This window comes from Pseudomonas sp. MF6767 (assembly GCF_016405475.1).
GTDB classification, from domain to species: domain Bacteria; phylum Pseudomonadota; class Gammaproteobacteria; order Pseudomonadales; family Pseudomonadaceae; genus Aquipseudomonas; species Aquipseudomonas paracarnis.
On the sequence record NZ_JAEKCY010000001.1, the window covers coordinates 467,249 to 487,397 of the forward strand.

The 20,149-nt window shown below is 63.6% G+C and carries 15 protein-coding genes; 4 read left to right on the forward strand and 11 right to left on the reverse strand.

The features are described from left to right. Window positions 1–48: 48 nt before the first annotated feature. From JFT58_RS02200 to tagH, 11 genes are read right to left on the reverse strand one after another with little or no spacing between them, the layout of a single operon-like run. Window positions 49–1,761: a formylglycine-generating enzyme family protein gene (locus JFT58_RS02200; protein WP_054896045.1), complete on the reverse strand. Its 1,713-nt coding sequence runs from the start codon at window positions 1,759–1,761 to the stop codon at window positions 49–51. Next, window positions 1,754–2,938, reverse strand: a complete 1,185-nt coding sequence (locus JFT58_RS02205) for an FtsX-like permease family protein (RefSeq protein ID WP_096144021.1) — start codon at window positions 2,936–2,938, stop codon at window positions 1,754–1,756. Before JFT58_RS02205 ends, JFT58_RS02200 begins: the two co-directional genes overlap by 8 nt. Next, window positions 2,938–3,642, reverse strand: coding sequence for an ABC transporter ATP-binding protein (locus tag JFT58_RS02210; RefSeq protein WP_019818123.1), 705 nt, complete (start codon window positions 3,640–3,642; stop codon window positions 2,938–2,940). The genes JFT58_RS02205 and JFT58_RS02210 overlap by 1 nt, the downstream gene beginning before the upstream one ends. Continuing rightward, the gene (locus tag JFT58_RS02215; RefSeq protein ID WP_054896047.1) at window positions 3,642–6,620 is read right to left on the reverse strand and encodes a serine/threonine-protein kinase; all 2,979 of its coding nucleotides are present in this window, start codon (window positions 6,618–6,620) and stop codon (window positions 3,642–3,644) included. Before JFT58_RS02215 ends, JFT58_RS02210 begins: the two co-directional genes overlap by 1 nt. Further along, window positions 6,617–7,336, reverse strand: coding sequence for a PP2C family protein-serine/threonine phosphatase (locus tag JFT58_RS02220; RefSeq protein WP_034129104.1), 720 nt, complete (start codon window positions 7,334–7,336; stop codon window positions 6,617–6,619). The genes JFT58_RS02215 and JFT58_RS02220 overlap by 4 nt, the downstream gene beginning before the upstream one ends. Beyond that, window positions 7,337–7,990: a type VI secretion system-associated protein TagF gene (gene tagF / locus JFT58_RS02225; protein ID WP_054896048.1), complete on the reverse strand. Its 654-nt coding sequence runs from the start codon at window positions 7,988–7,990 to the stop codon at window positions 7,337–7,339. It abuts the gene before it with no gap. After that, window positions 7,987–11,487, reverse strand: coding sequence for a type VI secretion system membrane subunit TssM (gene tssM, locus JFT58_RS02230; RefSeq protein WP_054896049.1), 3,501 nt, complete (start codon window positions 11,485–11,487; stop codon window positions 7,987–7,989). The genes tagF and tssM overlap by 4 nt, the downstream gene beginning before the upstream one ends. Next, window positions 11,484–12,773 (reverse strand): DotU family type VI secretion system protein, encoded by a 1,290-nt coding sequence (locus tag JFT58_RS02235; protein ID WP_054896050.1) that lies wholly within the window; start codon window positions 12,771–12,773, stop codon window positions 11,484–11,486. Before JFT58_RS02235 ends, tssM begins: the two co-directional genes overlap by 4 nt. Before the next feature lie 6 nt (window positions 12,774–12,779). Continuing rightward, a complete protein-coding gene (gene tssK / locus JFT58_RS02240; RefSeq protein WP_198834284.1) occupies window positions 12,780–14,114 on the reverse strand; it encodes a type VI secretion system baseplate subunit TssK in 1,335 nt (444 codons plus the stop codon). Window positions 14,115–14,132: 18 nt separating this feature from the next. Continuing rightward, window positions 14,133–14,642 (reverse strand): type VI secretion system lipoprotein TssJ, encoded by a 510-nt coding sequence (gene tssJ, locus JFT58_RS02245; RefSeq protein ID WP_034129109.1) that lies wholly within the window; start codon window positions 14,640–14,642, stop codon window positions 14,133–14,135. A gap of 57 nt (window positions 14,643–14,699) precedes the next feature. Beyond that, the gene (tagH, locus tag JFT58_RS02250) at window positions 14,700–16,028 is read right to left on the reverse strand and encodes a type VI secretion system-associated FHA domain protein TagH (protein WP_054896051.1); all 1,329 of its coding nucleotides are present in this window, start codon (window positions 16,026–16,028) and stop codon (window positions 14,700–14,702) included. A gap of 393 nt (window positions 16,029–16,421) precedes the next feature. Between tagH and tssA the strand changes: the two genes are divergently transcribed. The 4 genes from tssA to JFT58_RS02270 all read left to right on the forward strand — a co-directional run bounded on the left by tssA (window position 16,422) and on the right by JFT58_RS02270 (window position 20,142). Then, window positions 16,422–17,438, forward strand: a complete 1,017-nt coding sequence (gene tssA, locus JFT58_RS02255; RefSeq protein ID WP_054896052.1) for a type VI secretion system protein TssA — start codon at window positions 16,422–16,424, stop codon at window positions 17,436–17,438. A gap of 54 nt (window positions 17,439–17,492) precedes the next feature. Next, window positions 17,493–17,999, forward strand: coding sequence for a type VI secretion system contractile sheath small subunit (gene tssB / locus JFT58_RS02260; protein ID WP_003195557.1), 507 nt, complete (start codon window positions 17,493–17,495; stop codon window positions 17,997–17,999). A gap of 2 nt (window positions 18,000–18,001) precedes the next feature. Beyond that, the gene (gene tssC / locus JFT58_RS02265) at window positions 18,002–19,498 is read left to right on the forward strand and encodes a type VI secretion system contractile sheath large subunit (RefSeq protein ID WP_003195559.1); all 1,497 of its coding nucleotides are present in this window, start codon (window positions 18,002–18,004) and stop codon (window positions 19,496–19,498) included. A 155-nt stretch (window positions 19,499–19,653) separates the two neighbouring features. Beyond that, window positions 19,654–20,142, forward strand: coding sequence for an Hcp family type VI secretion system effector (locus tag JFT58_RS02270; RefSeq protein WP_003195562.1), 489 nt, complete (start codon window positions 19,654–19,656; stop codon window positions 20,140–20,142). Window positions 20,143–20,149 lie beyond the last annotated feature (7 nt).

Consider the following 20,149-nt stretch of genomic DNA (forward strand, 5'->3'; position numbering starts at 1 on the left):
GGCCCACCGCCGCCTGAGTCCCTTCCAAGCTCGCTAGACAGCCAACGATCAAGACCGCTGACCGCTCGCTGCGAGCAATTCCTTCAAGATCGTTGCCGGGTCGGCCCGCTGTTGCTTGCGGTAGTTGCCAACATGGCGAACGAACAGTGTCGCGCGCGTCACCAGGCTCTTGCCGAGCACTGGCTTGCGATCCAACTCTTCCTTGATCCGTTGAAACTGCGCCTGGATCACCGCATCGGTGTAGCGCGTGCCGGTGGCCAGGTTGTCGATGTAAATCGCCACCGCGCCGTCCAACGCGCTGCGTCCATTGGTGATGGCCATGTCGAACAGCTGCGTGCTGGCCTCGTCCTTGCTGTCCACCGCCTGCTGGCGACTCTTGTGCAGGTTGGCCAGGCGGATGTTGTAGTTGCTGATGGTCTCGGCCACCAACGCCGCCGACTGGATCAAATTGCCCGCCGCTTCTTCGCGTTGCTGGGCGATCAGCGACACGTTGCGCTTGAGCTCTTCGTTGACCAGGCCCAGTTCGGCTTGCAGCTTGGGATCGACACTGGCGGCGATGATGCTGTCCAGGCGTTTGGTCGGGTCCTGGGCGTCGTCGATGGCATCGGTCAGCGCGGCCAGGCGGCCTTCCTTCTGCCACTGGGCGAACAGCTCCTTGTAGCGCGAGCGCGGCGCCGACAACGCGCCAATCGCCACGCGAAAACCGGTGGTCTCGTTGCTTTGCTCGGTGCCATCAGCGGCAAACAGCGGGTATTCGCGGCGCATGCCGGTGAACAACGTGCCCTCGCCTTCTAGGTAGTTGCCGCCCTTGACCACAAAGCCGCCGTAGGTGCCCTGGCGGCGGCCAGCGTGTACCAGTTGGAAGGATTCCTGGACCATTTCCGCGGCGTTGCCGATCACGTCGAACATGCCGATGGGGTTAGGTAATTTGGTGCCGATGGGCATCAACCGCGCTGCCTGGCCGGTGCCGCCGGCCACTTGGTTGAACACCGCGTAATCGGCCAGCGGGCCATCGCTTTCACTGCCCTCGACGCGCCGTGGATACAGCCGGCCTTCCAGGTCCTGGCGGCTCACCGCCTGGCCGCCGCGCGCGGCGTACTCCCATTCCACTTCGGTGGGCAGGCGCACAAATCCCAGGCCACCGTCTTCGGTCGACGCACCGCGCCCGCTCACCGGCAGCAGTTCGCGGTGGTATTTCATCAGCCAGGCGCTGTACACCGCCGAGAAACGCTCGGCTTCAAAGCGCGACAGTTTCACCTTGGGCAAACGCCCGGCCATGCCCATGGGCGCATCACACGCCGGCGCCGGTTCGCCGCTGGCCAGGGCCTGCGCCTGGGCCATCACCTGGGCGTATTGGCGAGCAGTCACTTCGTATTTGCCAATGAAGTACAGCATGGGCTTGAGCGGGGTCTTGGCGTCGGTCTTCGGCATCTGCGGCGCGATGACCTTGCTCCAGTCCTTGGGCAAGTCCTTGAGGGTGAACTGGCCGTTGATGAAGTCGCGGCGGTAACCGGAAATAAACGACTGCTGATAACCCGCCTCGCCTTCGGCAAAGGGGTAGCCCAGGCTGATTTCACGGTCATCCAGGGTGCCCTGGGCCAGAATGTAGGCGTAGCGGAATACCATGTTACCTTCGCAGGGCAGCGGCAGGCTCACGTCGTCCGGCAACGGCTTGGGGTTGTCGAGCTTGTCACTTGCTTCATCAGCCCAGGCCAGCGAGGCCAGGCTCAGCGCCACGCAGGCGCCCAGTAATTTATACATCTCTGATTCCTTCAGAAGCCTGGATACGGGCCACCCGCCAACCACCACAGGCGGCCGCCACGGCACTGACGCCGAGCACCGCCACTAGGGCCAGGCCGTAATGGCGCGCCAACAGATGGCTGGCGTACTCGCCTGGCACCTGCACAAAAAGCTTGTTCAACGCCGCCTCAGCCAGGCCATACAGCCCAACGCTGAGCACAGCGGCAAAACCCGCGCTGTATAGCGCTTGCAGCAGCACAAACAGCAACAACGCGGCGGTGGAAAACCCCAGCAGGCGCAACACCGAGAGTTCACGGTGCTTACGCGCCACCGCCGCCAGGGTCCCCGCGAAAATCGCCGCAAACGCCCCGGCCAACGCCAACCCGGCGATGATCCAGAACACAATCGACAGGTTGCGGCTCAACGATTGCACTTGAGCGATGGTGTGCGCCTGGGTTGAAACCAACAGGTTCTGCTCGGCGAAATACACCCGCAACGGTTCCACATCACTGAGGCTGCGCGCATACAGGCGAAACGCCGGGTAGATGCGCTGTTCACTCACGCTCGCCGCTTCACCGGCCCAACCCAACGCCGGCACCGCACGGCCATCGCGGTAATCTTCCGCTGCCTCCAGCAACGCCAGATCGGCAAACAGGCCCTCGCGAGCGAAGGCCTCCAGCGGCAACACCGCCAGCACCTGCAACCGCGTGCGCTGGGCCTCGACGCGCCCCGCCACTTGCCGCGCAAAGCTGGTGTCCAGCCAATCACCGGGCCTTGCCGCGAGCTTTTCGGCGGCGGTATGGCTGAGCACGATCTGGTCCAGGCCGTGGGGCATCGGCAAGCCTGCCAACAACGGGTCGCCTGCGGCAGTCGGCAGCATTTCCAGGGTCAAGGTGCCCACCTGCGCCGTGGCCGCAATCTGCCGTGTGCGCGGCACAGCAAACGCGACATCGCTGCGCTCACCCAGCTGCGCGATAAACGCCGCGCTGAATCGACCACCGCCCAACGGGATGATTTCACGGCTGGCGGGGTCGGTCTCCAAGCGTTCGGTCAAACTGCTAACCAGTCCAAATTTCAGCCCGAATAACACCAGCAATGGCGCGATAACCGCCACCAATGCCAACACCGAACAGGCCGACAGCCACCCATCGTTGCGGTAGTCCTGCCACGCAAGCGAAGCAACCAGGCCGATGCGCATCAGCACGCCTCCCCGAGGGTTGCGGTGACGCCGCCGTCTGGGTCGCGCTGGCAACTGATACGCCGCACCTGCAAGCCACTGGCGCGGGCCAGCGGTTCGTCATGGGTGGCGATCACACAGGCCGTACGGTGTTCGCGGGCCTGGGCCAGCAGCGCCTGCATCACGCGCTCGGCGTTGAGCGGGTCCAGGGACGCCGTCGGCTCATCAGCCAGCACCAGTTGCGGCCCATGGGCCAGAGCCCGCGCACAGCTGACCCGCTGGCGTTGGCCCACCGACAACGCCGCCGGGCGCTTGGCCAACTGATCGCTGATCTGCAACTGCTCAGCCAGGCGCGCCACGCGGCCGTCGTCCTGCAAGCCCAGCAGTTGGCGCGACAGCGCGATATTGCCGCGCACGTCCAGAAACCCCAGCAACCCCCCGGTCTGCGGCACATAGCCCAAGTGCTGGCTGCGTAACGCGGCCAGCGCCGATTGCCGGTCGGCACGCCACAGCGCGCCGACGTCGTGTTGGTTGAATGCAAACTGCCCCACCTGATCCGGCGCCAACACCAGCGCCAGCAGGTCGAGCAAGGTGCTCTTGCCGCAACCACTGGGGCCGACAATTGCCAGTTGTTCACCCGCGCCCAGCTGCAACGCAGGGATCACCAGGCTGTAGCGCTGGCTACCGACGCCCCGGCTCTTGTGCACCGCGCTCAGGTTCAACATTACGGCAGCGTCGACAGCGGCACGCGATACAACGCATCGCCCGGTTCGGCATCGCCGAAACGGACCCAGTTGGCCACGTCGTTATGGAAGGTTTCATACAGGCGGATTTTCGAATCCAGCTCGTCGATAAAGTCTTCCTGCTCGGCCACGCTCAATGACAACCACAGGTCCTGGGTCATGTTCAGCGACTTGCTGCGGTACGGCAGGCCCTCCAGGTATTCACCGAGCAGGCCGCCGTCAGCCAGGTTGCCGCCCTTGCGCAGGGCCTGCGGGTCGCGGCTCATATAGGCCGAGGCGCTGGCGATTTCCTGGAAGAAATCCTTGGGCGAGCTTTGTGTTTTGCGCGCTGCATCCACGATCAACTTCAACGATTGTTGCAGGTCGTTGAGTTGCAGCTTGGTCAACATCACGCACACCTGGAACGCTGGCAGCGCCGGGTTGGTTAGGTCACGATCAGCGGTCCAGGCGCTGACCAATTGCGGTGCCTGGCTCGCGGTCTTGCGCCCGAGAAAGTCCATGTGCATGGCATAGCCGACGGCGGCGGACTTGTCCGCCAGACTCGGCGCGGCACTGAGCAACGGCACTGGCTGCGGCGTATTGCTGCGCACCTGATGCACCAGGTTGGCGAATACCGTGCCGATCTCATCGACGCGCTCACCCAGCTTGCGCACATCGCCCCCTGGCACTGGCGTATACAGGTCGCCGATCTGCGGGTTGGCGTCGGCGGTGAGAACGCGATACTGGCTCTCGGCGCCGGCATGGGTTTTCTTGCCGGCATCAGTGCGCAGGTGCAGCGCATAGATCTTGATCTGCTTACCCAGGGCCGCCTGGCGCACTTCGGCTTCGTTCATCTGGGTGGCGGCGAACGGGTCGTTCTTGCGCAGCGCGCCGGCATCGGAAACCAGCAGGATGATGCGCCCGCCGTAGCCGGACCAATCCATGCCGTCCACTGCCTGCATCACCCCGGCAAACGCATCTTCGTTGAACGAGTGGCTGGACACCGTCGACGCTTTGACCTGGCGCGCCATATCCAGAAAGCGCTGCGGGTCGCGACCTTGGTCGAGGCTGATCAGGGTCTTGGCGACATACTCAAGGCCCGGGGTTTTCTGGATGCTGCTGCGAAAGCCGACCATGCCGAAGCTGACGCTGTCCAACTCGCCGCGCTCGGCAATGCGGGTTTGTAGCTCATGCACCACGTCGCGAATCTGGTCGATGTAGGGCTGCATCGACACGGTGGTGTCCACCACCAGCACCACCGCCGTGCGGAATGCGTCGGCATTCGCGCTGAGCGTCGGGCTGGCCGGTCTGGCAGCGGCGCGGCTGCCTGGGTCGATGGAGGCCACGTTGAGCAACTGCACCGGCTGGCCGTTGTCGTCGAAGCTCTCTTTGGAATCGAAGATCGGCAACAGGTAGAACTGGTTCTGCGGCACCGCGCTGGCGGTGGGTTCCAGGGCCAGGACTTGCTGGTTGTCTTCTCGGTTGTTCTGCGCCTTGGCCAAGGCGCTTTTCGCTGCAGCAGGGTCAGCCAGTAGTTTTTCCACCTCACCGGGCTGGCGCAGGAACATCACGGGCGCCCGGCCTGAGCGCTCGGTGAACTTGAGCACCAGGCTTTGTTTCCAGTCGCTGACCTGGGAGGCCGGCAGCCAACCGTCGCTGCGACCATCGGTAGCGGCGCCGACGCGCACCCACGGGCTGCCATCGACTTCTTTGCGCTGATACACGTAGAGCACGGAAAACGCCGGCAGCGCTCTACCCGGCGGGCTCCCAGCGTCCACTGAAAGCAGGGCGCCGGGTTTGCTGAGTACACGCTGGAACAAGGTTTTCTTGCCTGCCATCAGCAACGGGCGCTGACCGCCATCCACTTCAGCGACAGCCACGGGCGGCGTCACCTTGGGCGCCACGGCGGCTGGCGGCTTGGCCGGTTCATCGCCGCCGTTCAACCACCAGTAGCTGGCGCCGCCAATGGCCAACGCGACGGCGACCGCCACAGCGGCCAAGGCCAATACCGGCCCACGGCGCTGCTCGGACGGAGCATTGTGCTGCGTCGGCGTGACCACCGGTTGACGCACTATTGGCTGCGGTTGCGGTTTATCCGTCGGAATGTCGATGGTGACAGGCGTGATGCCCGCCAGATCAACGCTCAATGGAATCGGCAGCGGCCGCACCAGCGTGGCATCCGATTCATCAGCAGGCAGTTGATCCAGCGCCAACAACAACGCTGCCGCATCCGGATAACGCTCCGCCGGGTCCTTGGCCAACAACTTGCGCAGCACACCCTGGTAGCGCCCGTGATGCACCGGCAATTCCGGCAAGGGTTCGGTCAGGTGCGCCAGCGCGGTGGAGAGCGCATCTGTGCCGTTGTAAGGCAGCTTGCCGACGAGGATTTCATACAGCACCACGCCCAGCGCGTAGAGGTCGGCGCGGCCATCGATCTCCTGACCCCGCGCCTGCTCGGGGCTCATGTAGCTCGGCGTGCCCACGGCAAACCCGGCCTGGGTGAATTGGGTGCGATCGTCCAGCGACTTGGCAATCCCGAAGTCCGACAGCACTGCCGTGCCATCGGCGCGAAACAGAATGTTCGCCGGCTTGACGTCACGGTGCACCAGCCCTTGGGCATGGGCATAGCCCAGGGCCGAGGCAATCTGGCGGATGAGCGTCACGCCCTGCTCCGGGGTCAGCCCAGCAGCAATGCGCTCCTTGAGCGTGCCATTGGGCAGGTATTCCATGGCCATGTAATACAGCTCACCGACGTTGCCGATGTCATGGATGGTCACCGTGTGCGGGTGTGACAAACGCGCCAGCGTCTTGCCCTCGCGCAGGAAGCGTTCGCAGAAACTCGGGTCGGCCGCCAGCGCTGCCGCCATCACCTTCAACGCCACCTTGCGCTCCAGCGAGCGCTGGGTCGCCAAGTACACGCTGGCCATGGCGCCTTCGCCAATCTCACCTTCGATGTCATAACCCGGGATGACGATGTTCATGACGAGACCTTCACGACGAGGGTGGTGATGTTGTCTGGTGCGCCGCGATTGAGCCCCAAGTGCACCAGGCTGCGCACGATTTCATCCGGCGCGTCATGGCTGAGCACGTCGCGGATTTCATGGTCTTCGACGGTCTTGTTGAGGCCATCACTGCATAGCAAATAGCTGTCGCCGGGGGCGATCAACAGGTCCACCGAGGCGACGTCCAACTGGGCCTCCACGCCAATGGCGCGGGTGACGATATTGGAGCGCGGGTGGGTGCGGGCGTCGGCTTCGCTGAGCAGGCCGCTGTCTTGCAGGTCTTGTACGTAGCTGTGGTCGCGGGAAATGCTTTCCAGCACGCCGTCGCGCAAGCGGTACAGGCGACTGTCGCCGGCCCACAGGCACACCCCGCGCAAGCCGCGCGCGGCGAACACCACCACGGTGCTGCCCATCATGGTCACGCCACGGTTGGCGGTTTCTTCGCGCACGGCCGCGTTGATGCGCAGCAGGTCATTGCGCAGCGCCGCTGAGTATTCGTCCAGGGAGCGGCCCAGCGGCACATGGCGCAGGCTATCGACGATCAAGCTGCTGACATAGTCCCCCGCCGCGTGCCCGCCCATACCATCGGCCACCACCCACAAGCGGTTTTCCGGCAGGTCCAGAAAGGCATCTTCGTTGACTTGGCGAACCATGCCCACATGGCTTTTGCTCGCGGATTCGTACGTCACGCCCATCTACACCACACCTTCTTGTCCGAGCAAAAACTGCGCAAAATCGCTGGCGGCAGGCAGGCCCTGGCACCGTAATAAACCGGGGGAGATACGCTGCGAACCTCGCCCCCACCACAGGCTTGCGCCCTCGCACGCCTGTTCGGCCAGTGCGGTCATACGCTGGTGCGGCACGGTGGCTGCCACCCTTTGCAGGCCGGCGAAACGGCTGTCCACCGCCCGCGGCTCGCTGGCCGGCACGCCCAACTCGTCGAGCCCGGCGTTGAAGCTTTCGAAGGTCGCGCCGCTGTCGAGGGTGCTGAGCAACAAGGTTTCAGCCTGCTCGAACCAGGCGTCCGAACCGCCCACCAGCGACGCCGGGTTGGTGTCGTGATCCAGCAAGGTCACCACCGCCAGCGGAAAATACCGCCCGACCCGGTCAATGCTTGGCATCACCACGCCCGCCGCCGCATCCGGCCCGCACACGCCCGGCGCCAGCACAAAGCGCCACAACGGGCTGACCAAGTACGCATTCAGCCAGTCAGCGCCGAGGCTGTTCTGGCTGGCGAGCAAACCCGCTGCCAGCCAGCTGTCCCACGGGCCTATAAAGCTCTGGGGCAAGGCGCGGCTGACGAAGTCCCCGCGGCTGGCCAACTTGCCGTAGAAACCCAGGGTCGTCATAGCCGCTCCGGCAGGCTGAAGCCGCTGAGCACGCGGCTCTTGAATGGGTTGAACGCACTGTTGGCGCGCAACTCGTAGGCGATGCTCGCGCCATCGACCCGCAGGCGCAGGTTGAAACGGTCCGGCGAGTTGCCTGCCGTGAGGTCTGATTGCTCCAGCAGACGGAACCAGGCCCACGGGCCGTCCAGGGTGATACCGGAGCGACCACTGGCCGACGGCGGCATGATAGAAATACGCACCACGCCAATGCTGCCGGGGCTCGGCCATTGCATCGCTACCGGCCGGCTCGGGCCGTGGTCGTAGCTCAACTGCTGGCCGTCCAGGTCAAGCAGGAACTGGGTGATGGTAGGGTCCATCGACACCGGCTTGAGTTCGAAACGCACGATGGGTTGGGTGCCACCGGAGCGGAAGAACGCGTCCCGAATCGTCGCCGCACGCTGGAAGGTTTGCAGCACGCCAGGAGCAATCCCCAGCTTCTGCGCCGCCCCCGGTTGCCAGCGCCAGGTCTGTGCCGACGTGTCCACATAGGGCTGCAGGTATTTGCGGAAGTAGTTGTCCATCACCCCGCCCACACCGAAAAACTGGCCGAAGTCATCCAGGGTGGCGTCCCGCGCACTGCCCGGCGACATCGGGTAACGCCCGGCCAACGACTGGCGATACACGTTGACCACTTCACTGACCCAGGCCGCGTTCAGCTGGTTACGCACCCCGCCCATCATGCTGTTGGTGGTGGAATTGACCACCGACTTGACCATGCCCTGCACCAGCGGCGGCTGGCGCTCGGCGTTCAGGCTGACCCGCGTGGCGGCAGCCGCCGCCTGGTTCTTGGCCTCGCCGAGCAAGGCATCGCCGCTGGCACCGACCATGGCGCTGACCTGCACATACAGCGCATTCATGTCCGATAGCAGGCCGTCGATGGCCGCCGGTTCGCCTTCGTTTTTGCTGACGATGCTGTTGAGTTCGGCAAAGTGTGCGGTCACCGGATCATCCGCCGGTGCCGGGGCATTCGCCGTCGGTTGTGCCTCGCCCAGCAAACTGCCGAGGCGCTCCTTGAGCTTGTCCACGCCGCCTTCCACCGGCACGCCTTTGGCGGCCAGTTGGCGTTCTTCGGCTTGCAGGTCGGTTTCCCTGGCGACCGCCACCAACAGCTTTTTCAGCGGCGAGGTGGGCCCGGAAATCACCCGCAGCACATCGGCGGCCTGTGCCACGCTGGTGATCGGCACAAAGTCGATGTCGGCGAGCAACGAGTCCCACTGGCGCTGGTAATCCTGGAAGTACAAACGGCGCACGTCGGCGGCCAGGCTCACCACGTTCTGCTGGTCGGCCTGTTCATGGCCCAGCACCCATTGCTCTTCGGCCAGGGTGCCGGTCTGGTTCAGGCTGCTGAGCAAAAACGCCTGGCGATAGCCCTTGGCAGTAAAGAAACCACTCAACGGCTCGCCCAATGGCTTGCCGCTCTTGCGGCTGAACACCAGTGCGGCATCGCGACCGGCGGCCTCATTGAGACGAAAGTCCGGGATACCTTCGGGCAGTTTCTGGCGCTTGACGCGGTCGTACACGCGCTGGGCTACCGGCAATTGCTGCAATTGGCGACGCAGGTCGTCGATCAGCCGTGGGTCCAGGCGCGCGCTCGGCGGATGGCGTTCGAACAGCGCTTGCAAGTGCCCGGCCAGGGCCTGACGCTGGTCGGCCGGCAGGTCGCGGGGCAAGTTGCGGTCCCAGTCCAGGGCGATCCAGGCCTTGATGAAGTCCGGGTCGTAATGCTCGGTGTCGGCGAGCATCAGGTAAGCCTTGAGGCCCTCGTAGAGAAAGTCCGAGTTACCGCCGCCGTGCAGTTGCTCTTCGATACGCGTCACCAGGCGTGGCGCGAACACGGCGATCAACAGTTTGCGGTACACGCTGGCGGACTCGGCTTCGAGCATATCGCCCTGGTACAGCCCCAGCCCTTCGGACCAGCTCGGCGAATCCCCCGCCAGGTTCTTCACCGCATTGAGCAACGGCAGCACGGCGAGCACTTCCCGCTGTGCCGGGCTCAGGTTCTGTACGGTCTGGCCCAGGGGCGCGACCTTCTGATCGACCTGGGCGATATATGCCTGGTTGGCGCGATAGCTCACCCACCACAGGCTGCTGACCACCACCACCAGCGCGACGGTGGCCGCCAGTACGCCACGGGCGATCCACTTGCGGCGCCGCTCGACTTTCGGGTTCACCCCCACCAGGCCGCGCTCGGCAAAGGCCACGGCGGTGAAGAGTTTTTCGATGAAGTAACTGCGCCCGGTGCCGCTCTGGCGCGCCAGGTGCTGGCGGTCCAGGTTCATACTCTGGGCCATGGCACCGATCAGGCGGTCAATCGGGCTGCCTTCCTGGGTGCCGCTGGTGAAGTACACGCCACGCAGCAACACGCGCTCTTCAAAGGCGTTGGGTTTGAACACGCCTTCGAGGAAGCTTTGCAGGCAATCTTTCAGCGCGCCGAACTGCTGCGGGAAGCCGTAGATCAGGTCGCGTCGTGCCGGGTCGCGTTCCTGCTGCAAGCGCTCGACCAGACGTTCGTTGAGACGCTGCTCCAGGCCCTCGAATTCGCTTTGCAGGTGCGCCAGCGGGCTGTCGCTGTTTTTGCCGTCGTCCAGGGCAAAGGTCATGCCCCACACCTGGGCGCGCTCTTCCTTGCTCAGGTTGTCGAAGAACTCCATGAAGCCCGGCACCAGGTCGAGCTTGGTGAGCATCAGGTAGATGGGGAAACGCACGCCCAGCTGCGTATACAGCTCCTGGATGCGCAGGCGAATCGCGGCGGCATGGGCTGCGCGCTCGGCGTCGGTGCCCAGCAGCAGATCCGAGAGGCTGATGGCGATAAACGCCCCGTCGATCGGCCGGCGGGAACGCTGCTTTTTCAGCAAGTCGAGAAAGCCCAGCCAGGCGGCTTTGTCCACCGTGGAGTTGCTGTCCTGGGTGGTATAGCGGCCAGCGGTGTCGAGCAATACGGCCTGGTCGGTAAACCACCAGTCGCAGTTGCGCGTACCACCCACGCCCCGCACCGCACCGGCGCCCAATTGCGCCGCCAGCGGGAAATGCAGCCCGGAATTGACCAGCGCGGTAGTCTTGCCCGAGCCCGGCGGACCGATGATCACATACCACGGCAACTCGTAGAGGTTGCGGCGCTCATCGCCGCCCAGCTTGGCCTTTTTCAGCAGTGCCAGGGCTTCGTCCATGCGCTGGCGCAGCGTGGACAGCTCTTCGGCGGTCGCAACGCTGTTGGGGTCGACCGGGGTTTCTGCGGCCAGGCTGCGCATCACTTCGGCGGCCTGGCGACGGGCCTGGATAATGCGGAACACGCGGTAGGCCACCCACAGCGCAAACACCAGCACGATCAGCGCCCAACGGCGCCCTTCGGGCACCAGCACGTCCAGCAGCGGGCCAACAAACCAGATGATCAGGCTCAGGGCAATCAGGCCCAGCACGGGGATCACCCAGCGAATCATGAAACTGAAAAACGCCTTCACTCGACGCCCTCCGCCAATACGGTGATTTCAACCCGACGATTGCGGGCACGGCCTTCGGCAGTACTGTTGGTAGCCAACGGCTCCGTGTCGCTGCGGCCTTCGGCACTGAAGCGCTCGGCCTGGCCGGTCTTGGCCGCGAGAATCTCCAGCACCGACTTGGCCCGGGCTTCGGACAACGCCCAGTTGGAGGGGAAGCGCAACGTGGCAATCGGGCGGTTGTCGCTGTGCCCGGTGACACGCACCTGGCCCTTGACCTTGCGAATGGCGTCAGCGATGCGCAGCATCAGCGGCTGGTAGTCATCGACGATGCTGGAGCTGGCCGAGGCGAACAGCTCATCGCCACGAATGGTCACCACAGAGCGGTCAACCTTGTCTTCCACCGCCACGCGGCCGGCCTTGATGTCATCGGCCAGAAACCCGGCCAGGCGCGGGCGCTCAATCACTTTGGGCTGCGCCACCGGACGGTCGATGGCCTGCACCGGGATCTCGCCCAGGGCATGAATATTCTTGAACACCGGCTCGGCGTCCGAGGCCAGCTTCATGCGCAGGCCGAACAGCAACGCCAACAGCAGCGCCAAGCCAATCGCCACGGCAATCCATGGCGGCATGAATTGCGCCAGGCGATCACGGGCCACGGTCACACCGCGCCAGTGCGGCGACAGCTCACGCTCGTGCTCGCCACGGGCGCTGCGTATCGCTGCGGCGGTGCGTTCACGCAAGGCTTCCAACTGGCTGCGCCCGTCGGTCATCACGCGGTAACGCCCTTCAAAACCCAGGCACATGCACAGGTACAACAGCTCCAGCAGGTACAGGCGTTCCCGTGGGCTTTGCAGACAGTGATCAAGCAACTGGAAAACCTTTTCGCCACCCCAGGCTTCGTTGTGCACGGTGATCAGCAGGCTCTGCTTACCCCAGTCACTGGTGCTGCCCCACGGCGTGCTCAGCACCGCTTCATCCAAGGCAGTGCACAGCGCGTAACGGGCCAACAGCACTTCATTGCGTGCCACACCGGCGGCTTCGGCGCGTTCTTCGAACTGGCGCAGGTACGCCAGCAACTGCGCACGCAGGCTGGCCGGCGCGGGATGGGCAATGGTGTTGCGCAACCGCGTCAACAACGCCAGCAACGGGCCGGCGGCACTTTCCAGCGGGTTGAGGCCCTGGCTCTTGCCGGTGAGGATCGGCGCAGCCGGCATCGACAGCGGCGCAGGTTCGGCACGCGCGGGTGCAGGTTCTCGGCCACCCGGGCGCGGCATGAACTGGGTGCGGTCATCATCATTGGGATGCATCGCCAATTATCCTCGGATCGCCCAGAAGGCCAGGTTCAAGCCCGGGAACTGCCCGGCGATATGGAAGGCGAAACCGCCGGAATTATTCAGCTGCTGCCAGTGCTCGCTGCCACGGTCCAGCTCGTAGTAGGTGCTGCCGGCGTGGTAAGGCAATTGGCGCGGCGCCACCGGCAACGGCAGCAGGCCGATGCCCGGCAGTTGCAGGTTGACCATGTCGCGGATGTGCTCCACCGAGCCGACCTTGCTCTGCTGGCCGAAACGCGCACGCAGGGTTTCGCCGGGCACATCGGCGCGCACCACGAGGATGAAACTGGCGTTGTCGAGCAGGGTCTTGTCGGCCAGCATCGCCACATGAATGCCGTAGGCTTTCTCCACAATCGGGATCGGCGTGGCCTTGCTGTCGATGAGCATCGACAGCGCCTCACGCAAGGCCGCCATCACCGGCATGAAGCTCAGGGCCAGGTCATCGTGCTGGTACTGCGGGTATTCCTGGGGGCGACGGCTGGAGGTTGAGAAGGTGGAAAACTCACCGACCAGGCTGACCAGTTCGCTGAAGAAGCGCTCCGGGTGCAACGGGCTCAACTGGCTGAAGTGCTGGATCAGCGGCTGGGCGCGGTTGACCAGTTGCAGCAGCATGAAGTCGGCGATCTCCGAGGCCCCCCCGGCACCCGAGGCCACCACGCGGCCGGCCAGGGCTTCGCCACGCTGGTGCAACAGGCCCAGCAGTTCGCTGCGAAAGGCCGTCAGCGGTTTGCTCGCGGCCACGTCCAGCACGGGCGGGATGTAAGTGTCATCGAGCACCAACGCACGGTCGGCACGCTTTTCCTTGATGCGTACCAGGCCGATGGCCGCGTAGTCGCTGATGCCGTCCTGCGCCGTCAGCAGGCGCAACGCCCGCGACCCCACGGCCACCGGTGCACGGTTTTCGAACGGGGCGTTGTCGTCGCGCACTTCACGCACCTGGCTCACGTAGCGCGCGGCTTCCAGGGCCTCGCCCTCGTCCACCGTGTCACGGGCGCCGGCACGCTTGAGCGGCAGGGCCAGGTAGACCAGGCCGTCGCGCAGGTTGTCGTCGATATTCAACGGGCTCGGCGCCAGGTCGTCCTGGGGAATATTGAACGGCGTGCCATCGGGCAACAGGCCGCGGGCCGACACGATCGCCAGCTTGCCCTGGGCCAGCAGGCCCTGGTCGATCAGCAGCTCGGAGAACCCCCAGGCACCCGCCGACAACGGGCGGCTGCGGGCATCGATCAGGTTTTCCAGGTAACGGTCATGCTGCTGGAAGTGCTGCGTTCCGATGAACATGCCTTCCGACCAGACCACGCGATTGTTCCAGGACATGGGGGCTCCGATTGCTTGTTATTGGGCTGGGCTGGATGGGGAAGCCACGACGTCGGCGCGCACGGCATGCACGTCGAGGCTGATCTGGTATTCGCTGTATTGGCGCGGCGGCACGTTGATGACCGTGCGCCATTGCGCACGGTCCAACTCGCGGTAGCCCACCAGCAAGCCGATCTGGCGCGTGGACGGGTCGAGATCGCGCTGCAGGCTCAGTTGTTGGCCGGGCTGCACCATCACTTCGTCCTGGTCCAGCAGGTCGAGGCCGAGGGTGGATTGCGCACGGTCAGCCAGGGCGAAGTAATCGGAGCGTGAAAAGGTCGCGGCGTTTTTCAATTCGAAAATGCGCACCCGCACCGGCGCGGCCTGGCCGTTGGCACCGGGGTTAAGCCCGGCAATCGCGTGAAAATGCAGCTCAACGGCGGCCGTGTCAGCTTCGGCCTCGGCAGCCGCCTGGGGTTTGGCAGTGTCGTTGGCACACGCCGTCAGCAGCAGCACGGTAGCGGCTGCGAGTAAAAACCTGGGAATCATCCTGCGTCCTCAATGACGTATTTAGCTATCCGTTTTATTCATTGGTGCGAGGCGTTTTCAGCGTCGCTGTCGTGCACTGTGTTCTTCGTAGGCCCGGCTGAATTCACGACCGAACAAGTCCTGGAAATCGTCCTGGGCCTCGCGGGAAATGTTGCTGTAGAGCTCGGTGAACTGCTGCCAGTACTGGGCCTGGCGCGAACCATTGAAGAGACTGGAGAGGCCGCCGGGCTTGCCCATGCGCTCCTCCAGCTGCGCCGGTTCAAAGCGCGTGAGCAAGTGCTTGATCGCCGCTTCCACGCCAGCCATCACGGCCAACTGGTGGGCGCGCAGGTCGTCGAAACTGTCACGTACGGCAAGGTCCGGCGCCATGAACGCCTGGTTGCCATGACGCAGCAACAGCAGTAACGCTTCATCGGCATTCGGGGCGAATTTCAACGGGTTGTTTTCGGCGGGGCGGATCATCGTCTGCTGCATGCGAAACTCGCCCTTGAGGCTGGCACGGGCGCGCAATACGTCGATCAGGCCCTCGACCATCAGCCGGTAGCTGCGGCCGATGCTTTCCATCTGCGCGCAGGCGTCGGCTTTGTCCAGGCGCAACTGGTCCAGGCCCGCACCGCGCAGGAAGGCTTGCAGGAGGTCCGGTGGTGGCTCGGCATTGGCCACGGGGAGCGCAACAGGCTCGACCACGGGCGGCGACGGGATGATCGGTGCTGGGGCGGGCGCAGCATTGACGACGGGGGCGGGCGCGTCGCTGAACAGGTCCCAGTCTTCGGGAATCACCGAGCCTTGCACCAATGGCTTTTCGGGCGCCGGTCCGGCCACTGGAGCCGGGGGGCGAAAATCGTGTTGCTCGGACGGCACATGATCCGCCACGGTAGGCGGCGGCACGGCGGTGGGGCTGAGGAAGTCGAACAGGTCTGGCAAGGTTTCCATGGCCGAGGCGCCCTGGAACTGCGGCGCGATCATCGGTGTGGGCGCAGGTTGGCTCGCCACGGCGCCCATCAGCGCTTCAAAGCTGTTGGGTGAGTCACCGGCAAATGGCTGGCTGTCGATGGCCTGCACGTTGAAGTCGATACGCGCCTGGATTTCGTAATCGCCGATGCGGATCAACTCACCATCTTGCAACGGCTCGCTGTTACCCCGACGCATACGAATACCCGCCTTGACCAACTCCACACCATTGGTGCTGTTATCGGTCAAGTAATAACGGCCATCTTTGTATTGAATAACGCAATGTTGCGAAGAGACGAGACGCTCAGGGTCGGGCAATACCCAGTCATTGTCAGAACTGCGGCCAATAGCCATCACGCCCTGATCCATGGACTTTTCGGGGCATTGCCCAGGGGTGATCTTGTGATAACTAGTGATAGTCAAACACAGCGACATCTTGCCTCCTTGCTGATACATCGCGCGCAGTCTACCCAGGAGGCAGCACCGCCCTGGAGAGTCCCGTCCTGTCGTACAAACGACCGCCAAAATCTGCTTTTACCAGCATGATCGCTGATCTTAACTGGCTTCCATGACAAAAATCCGCTCTGGGCGCGCCTTTCGACTCGCCAGTCGCGCAGGTTGTTAAACACCGCACATCTGTCACAGAGGGCGAATAGCTTACCTTGACAAGCCATAAGTACTACACCAAAAATGCACAACTTCTTGAACATCAGTGATGGCACAGTAGTGGCGCACTGAGTGTATGACCAAGAAAACATGCAAAGTTCATTACGCAACTAGTGCATGAATTGCCCGCCATCCAGCGGGCCGATAAGGAGATCGAATTCAGTGGATGTGCCGTTGCTGCTCACCGCCGTTTCCGCGACGTCGCCTTGTGGCGAGGACATGGAATATGACGCGCAATTTCTGCAATTGGAACGTGATGCCAAGGGCCAACCCGAACGCAGCATGGGCGACTCGATCCTGCCCGCTGAGCCGCCCGAGTGGCGCAGCATCCAGCAGCAAAGCCTCGACCTGTTGCAGCGCAGCAAAGACCTGCGCATCACCCACTTTCTGCTGCAAAGCACCCTCGCCCTCCAGGGTGTGGCCGGGCTGGCCGAAGTCCTCACGCTGATCAACGCCTTGCTGCGCCAATACTGGGCCGATCTGCACCCGCGCCTGGATGCCGACGATGACAACGACCCCACCGTGCGCATCAACGCCCTTACCGGCCTGACCTGCGAAACCAATATTCGGCTGCTGCGCGAAAGCATCCTGACACGCTCGCGCACCTTCGGGCCCGTGAGCCTGCGCGCCGCGCTCAACGCCAGCGGCCTGCAGAGTTTTGCCGATGAACAGTTGGGCAACCAGCAACTCAACGCCGCGTTCCTGGACAGCGACCCCGAACAACTGCAAGCCACCCGCGACGCCTTGAGCGCGGCGCGCACGGCGTGCGAGGCCATTGAGCAACAGGTCAATGACCAAGTCGGTTCCGCCCAGGGCGTGGACCTCAGCGCCTTGAAGCAGCCGCTCAAACAGGCCCTGCAACTTCTCAATCAAGCGGTGCCAGACACCGACAGCAGCAGCGATCCCGAGGCCGTCAGTGAAGACAATGCCCCCTCGGTCGACGCCGCCGCGCCCGCAGCCCCTCGCCCGACGGGCGACATCGCCACCCGCGACGATGTGCTGCGCAGCCTCGACAAAATCCTTGCGTACTACACCCGCCACGAGCCTTCGAGCCCGCTGCCGGTGCTGTTGAACCGAGCCAAGAATCTGGTACATGCCGACTTTGCGGCCATCGTTCGCAATCTGATTCCCGATGGCATGTCCCAATTTGAAAACCTGCGCGGCCCCGACAGCGAGTAAGCCGCCGGACCGTGCAGTAACAACACCGTCGCTCAAGCGACCAGGAGCAGCAACGTGGCGAAGCAAAGTTCTCAGAAATTCATCGCGCGCAACCGTGCGCCTCGAGTGCAGATCGAGTACGACGTCGAGCTTTACGGCGCCGAGAAAAAGGTCCAGCTGCCCTTCGTGATGGGCGTGATGGCCGACCTCGCCGGCAAGCCTGCCGAGCCGCTGGCACCCGTGGCCGACCGCAAGTTCCTTGAGGTGGACGTCGACAACTTCGACTCACGCCTCAAGGCCATGCAGCCACGCGTCGCGTTCCACGTACCCAATGAGCTGACAGGCGAAGGCAACCTGAGCCTGGACATCACCTTCGAAAGCATGGACGACTTCAGCCCGGCCGCCGTGGCCCGCAAGGTCGACTCGCTGAACCAGCTGCTCGAAGCCCGCACCCAATTGGCCAACCTGCTGACCTACATGGACGGCAAGACTGGCGCTGAAGAAATCATCATGAAGGCGATCAAGGACCCGGCATTGCTTCAGGCACTTGCCAGCGCGCCCAAGCCTGCAGGGGAGCAGTAATCATGACGGACAATACCGCCCGCGAAGGCAGCCAGATCCTGGGTACCACCGAAGAAGCCAGCGAGTTCGCGAACCTGCTGCTGCAAGAATTCAAGCCCAAGACCGAGCGTGCCCGCGAAGCCGTTGAAACCGCGGTGCGCACCCTGGCTGAACAGGCCCTGGCGCAAACCGACCTGGTGTCCAACGACGCGATCAAGTCGATCGAATCGATCATCGCCGCCATCGACGCCAAGCTCACCGCCCAGGTCAACCAGATCATCCACCACCAGGATTTCCAACAACTGGAAAGCGCCTGGCGTGGCCTGCATTATCTGGTCAATAACACCGAGAGCGATGAGCAACTGAAGATTCGCGTGCTCAACATCTCCAAGCCAGACCTGCACAAGACCCTGAAGAAATTCAAGGGCACCGCGTGGGACCAGAGCCCGATCTTCAAGAAGATGTACGAAGAAGAATACGGCCAGTTCGGTGGCGAACCTTACGGCTGCCTGGTGGGTGACTACTACTTCGACCAGTCGCCGCCCGACGTGGAACTGCTGGGCGAGCTGTCGAAAGTCTGCGCCGCCATGCACTCGCCTTTCATCGCTGCGGCCTCGCCGACCGTGATGGGCATGGGTTCGTGGCAGGAACTGTCGAACCCACGCGACCTGACCAAGATCTTCACCACCCCGGAATACGCCGGCTGGCGCTCGCTGCGTGAATCGGAAGACTCGCGCTACATCGGCCTGACCATGCCGCGCTTCCTGGCACGCCTGCCGTACGGCGCCAAGACCGACCCGGTGGAAGCCTTCGCTTTCGAAGAAAACACCGACGGCGCCGACAGCTCCAAGTACACCTGGGCCAACGCCGCCTACGCCATGGCAGTGAACATCAACCGTTCGTTCAAGCACTACGGCTGGTGCTCGCGCATCCGCGGCATCGAGTCTGGTGGTGAAGTGGAAAACCTGCCGGCCCACACGTTCCCTACCGATGACGGTGGCGTGGACATGAAGTGCCCGACCGAAATCGCCATCAGTGACCGCCGTGAAGCGGAACTGGCGAAGAACGGTTTCATGCCGCTGCTGCACAAGAAAAACACCGACTTCGCCGCGTTCATTGGCGCCCAGTCGCTGCAGAAACCTGCCGAATACGACGACCCGGACGCCACCGCCAACGCCAACCTGGCCGCACGCCTGCCGTACCTGTTCGCCACCTGCCGTTTCGCCCACTACTTGAAGTGCATCGTGCGCGACAAGGTCGGCTCCTTCAAAGAGAAGGACGAAATGCAGCGCTGGTTGCAGGACTGGATCCTCAACTACGTCGACGGCGACCCGGCGCACTCCACCGAAACCACCAAGGCCCAGCACCCGTTGGCGGCGGCCGAAGTGATCGTGGAAGAAGTCGAAGGCAACCCGGGGTATTACAACTCCAAGTTCTACCTGCGCCCGCACTATCAGCTTGAAGGGCTGACGGTGTCGTTGCGCCTGGTATCGAAACTGCCTTCGGCAAAAAGCGCATAAGTAACGATTGAGCTAGCTCGTTCCCACGCTCCGCGTGGGAATGCCGCCCGGGACGCTCTGCGTCCCGGTGACGCGTAGCGTCACAGGATGCGTTACCACGCAGAGCGTGGGAACGATCACCCAATCAAGTGGCATGGGCCACACAGGGAGAAAACATGGCTGTTGATATTTTCATCAAGATCGGCGACATCAAGGGCGAGTCCATGGACAAGGCCCACAAGGACGAAATCGATGTGTTGAACTGGAGCTGGGGCATGTCCCAGTCCGGCAACATGCACGTCGGCGGTGGCGGTGGCGCGGGCAAGGTGAATATCCAGGACCTGTCGCTGACCAAGTACGTCGACAAGGCTTCGCCCAACCTGATGATGCACTGCGCCAGCGGCAAGCACATCGACAAGGTCAAGCTGACCGTGCGCAAGGCCGGTGGCGAGAGCCAGGTCGAGTACATGGTGATCAACCTGGAAGAAGTGCTGGTCACCTCCTTGAGCACCGGCGGTTCGGGCAGCGATGATCGCCTGACCGAAAACGTCACCCTGAACTTTGCCCAAGTGATGGTCGACTACCAGCCGCAGAAAGCCGACGGCACCAAAGACGGCGGCGCCATCAAGTTTGGTTGGAACATCCGTTCCAACACCAAACGCTGATAGCCCT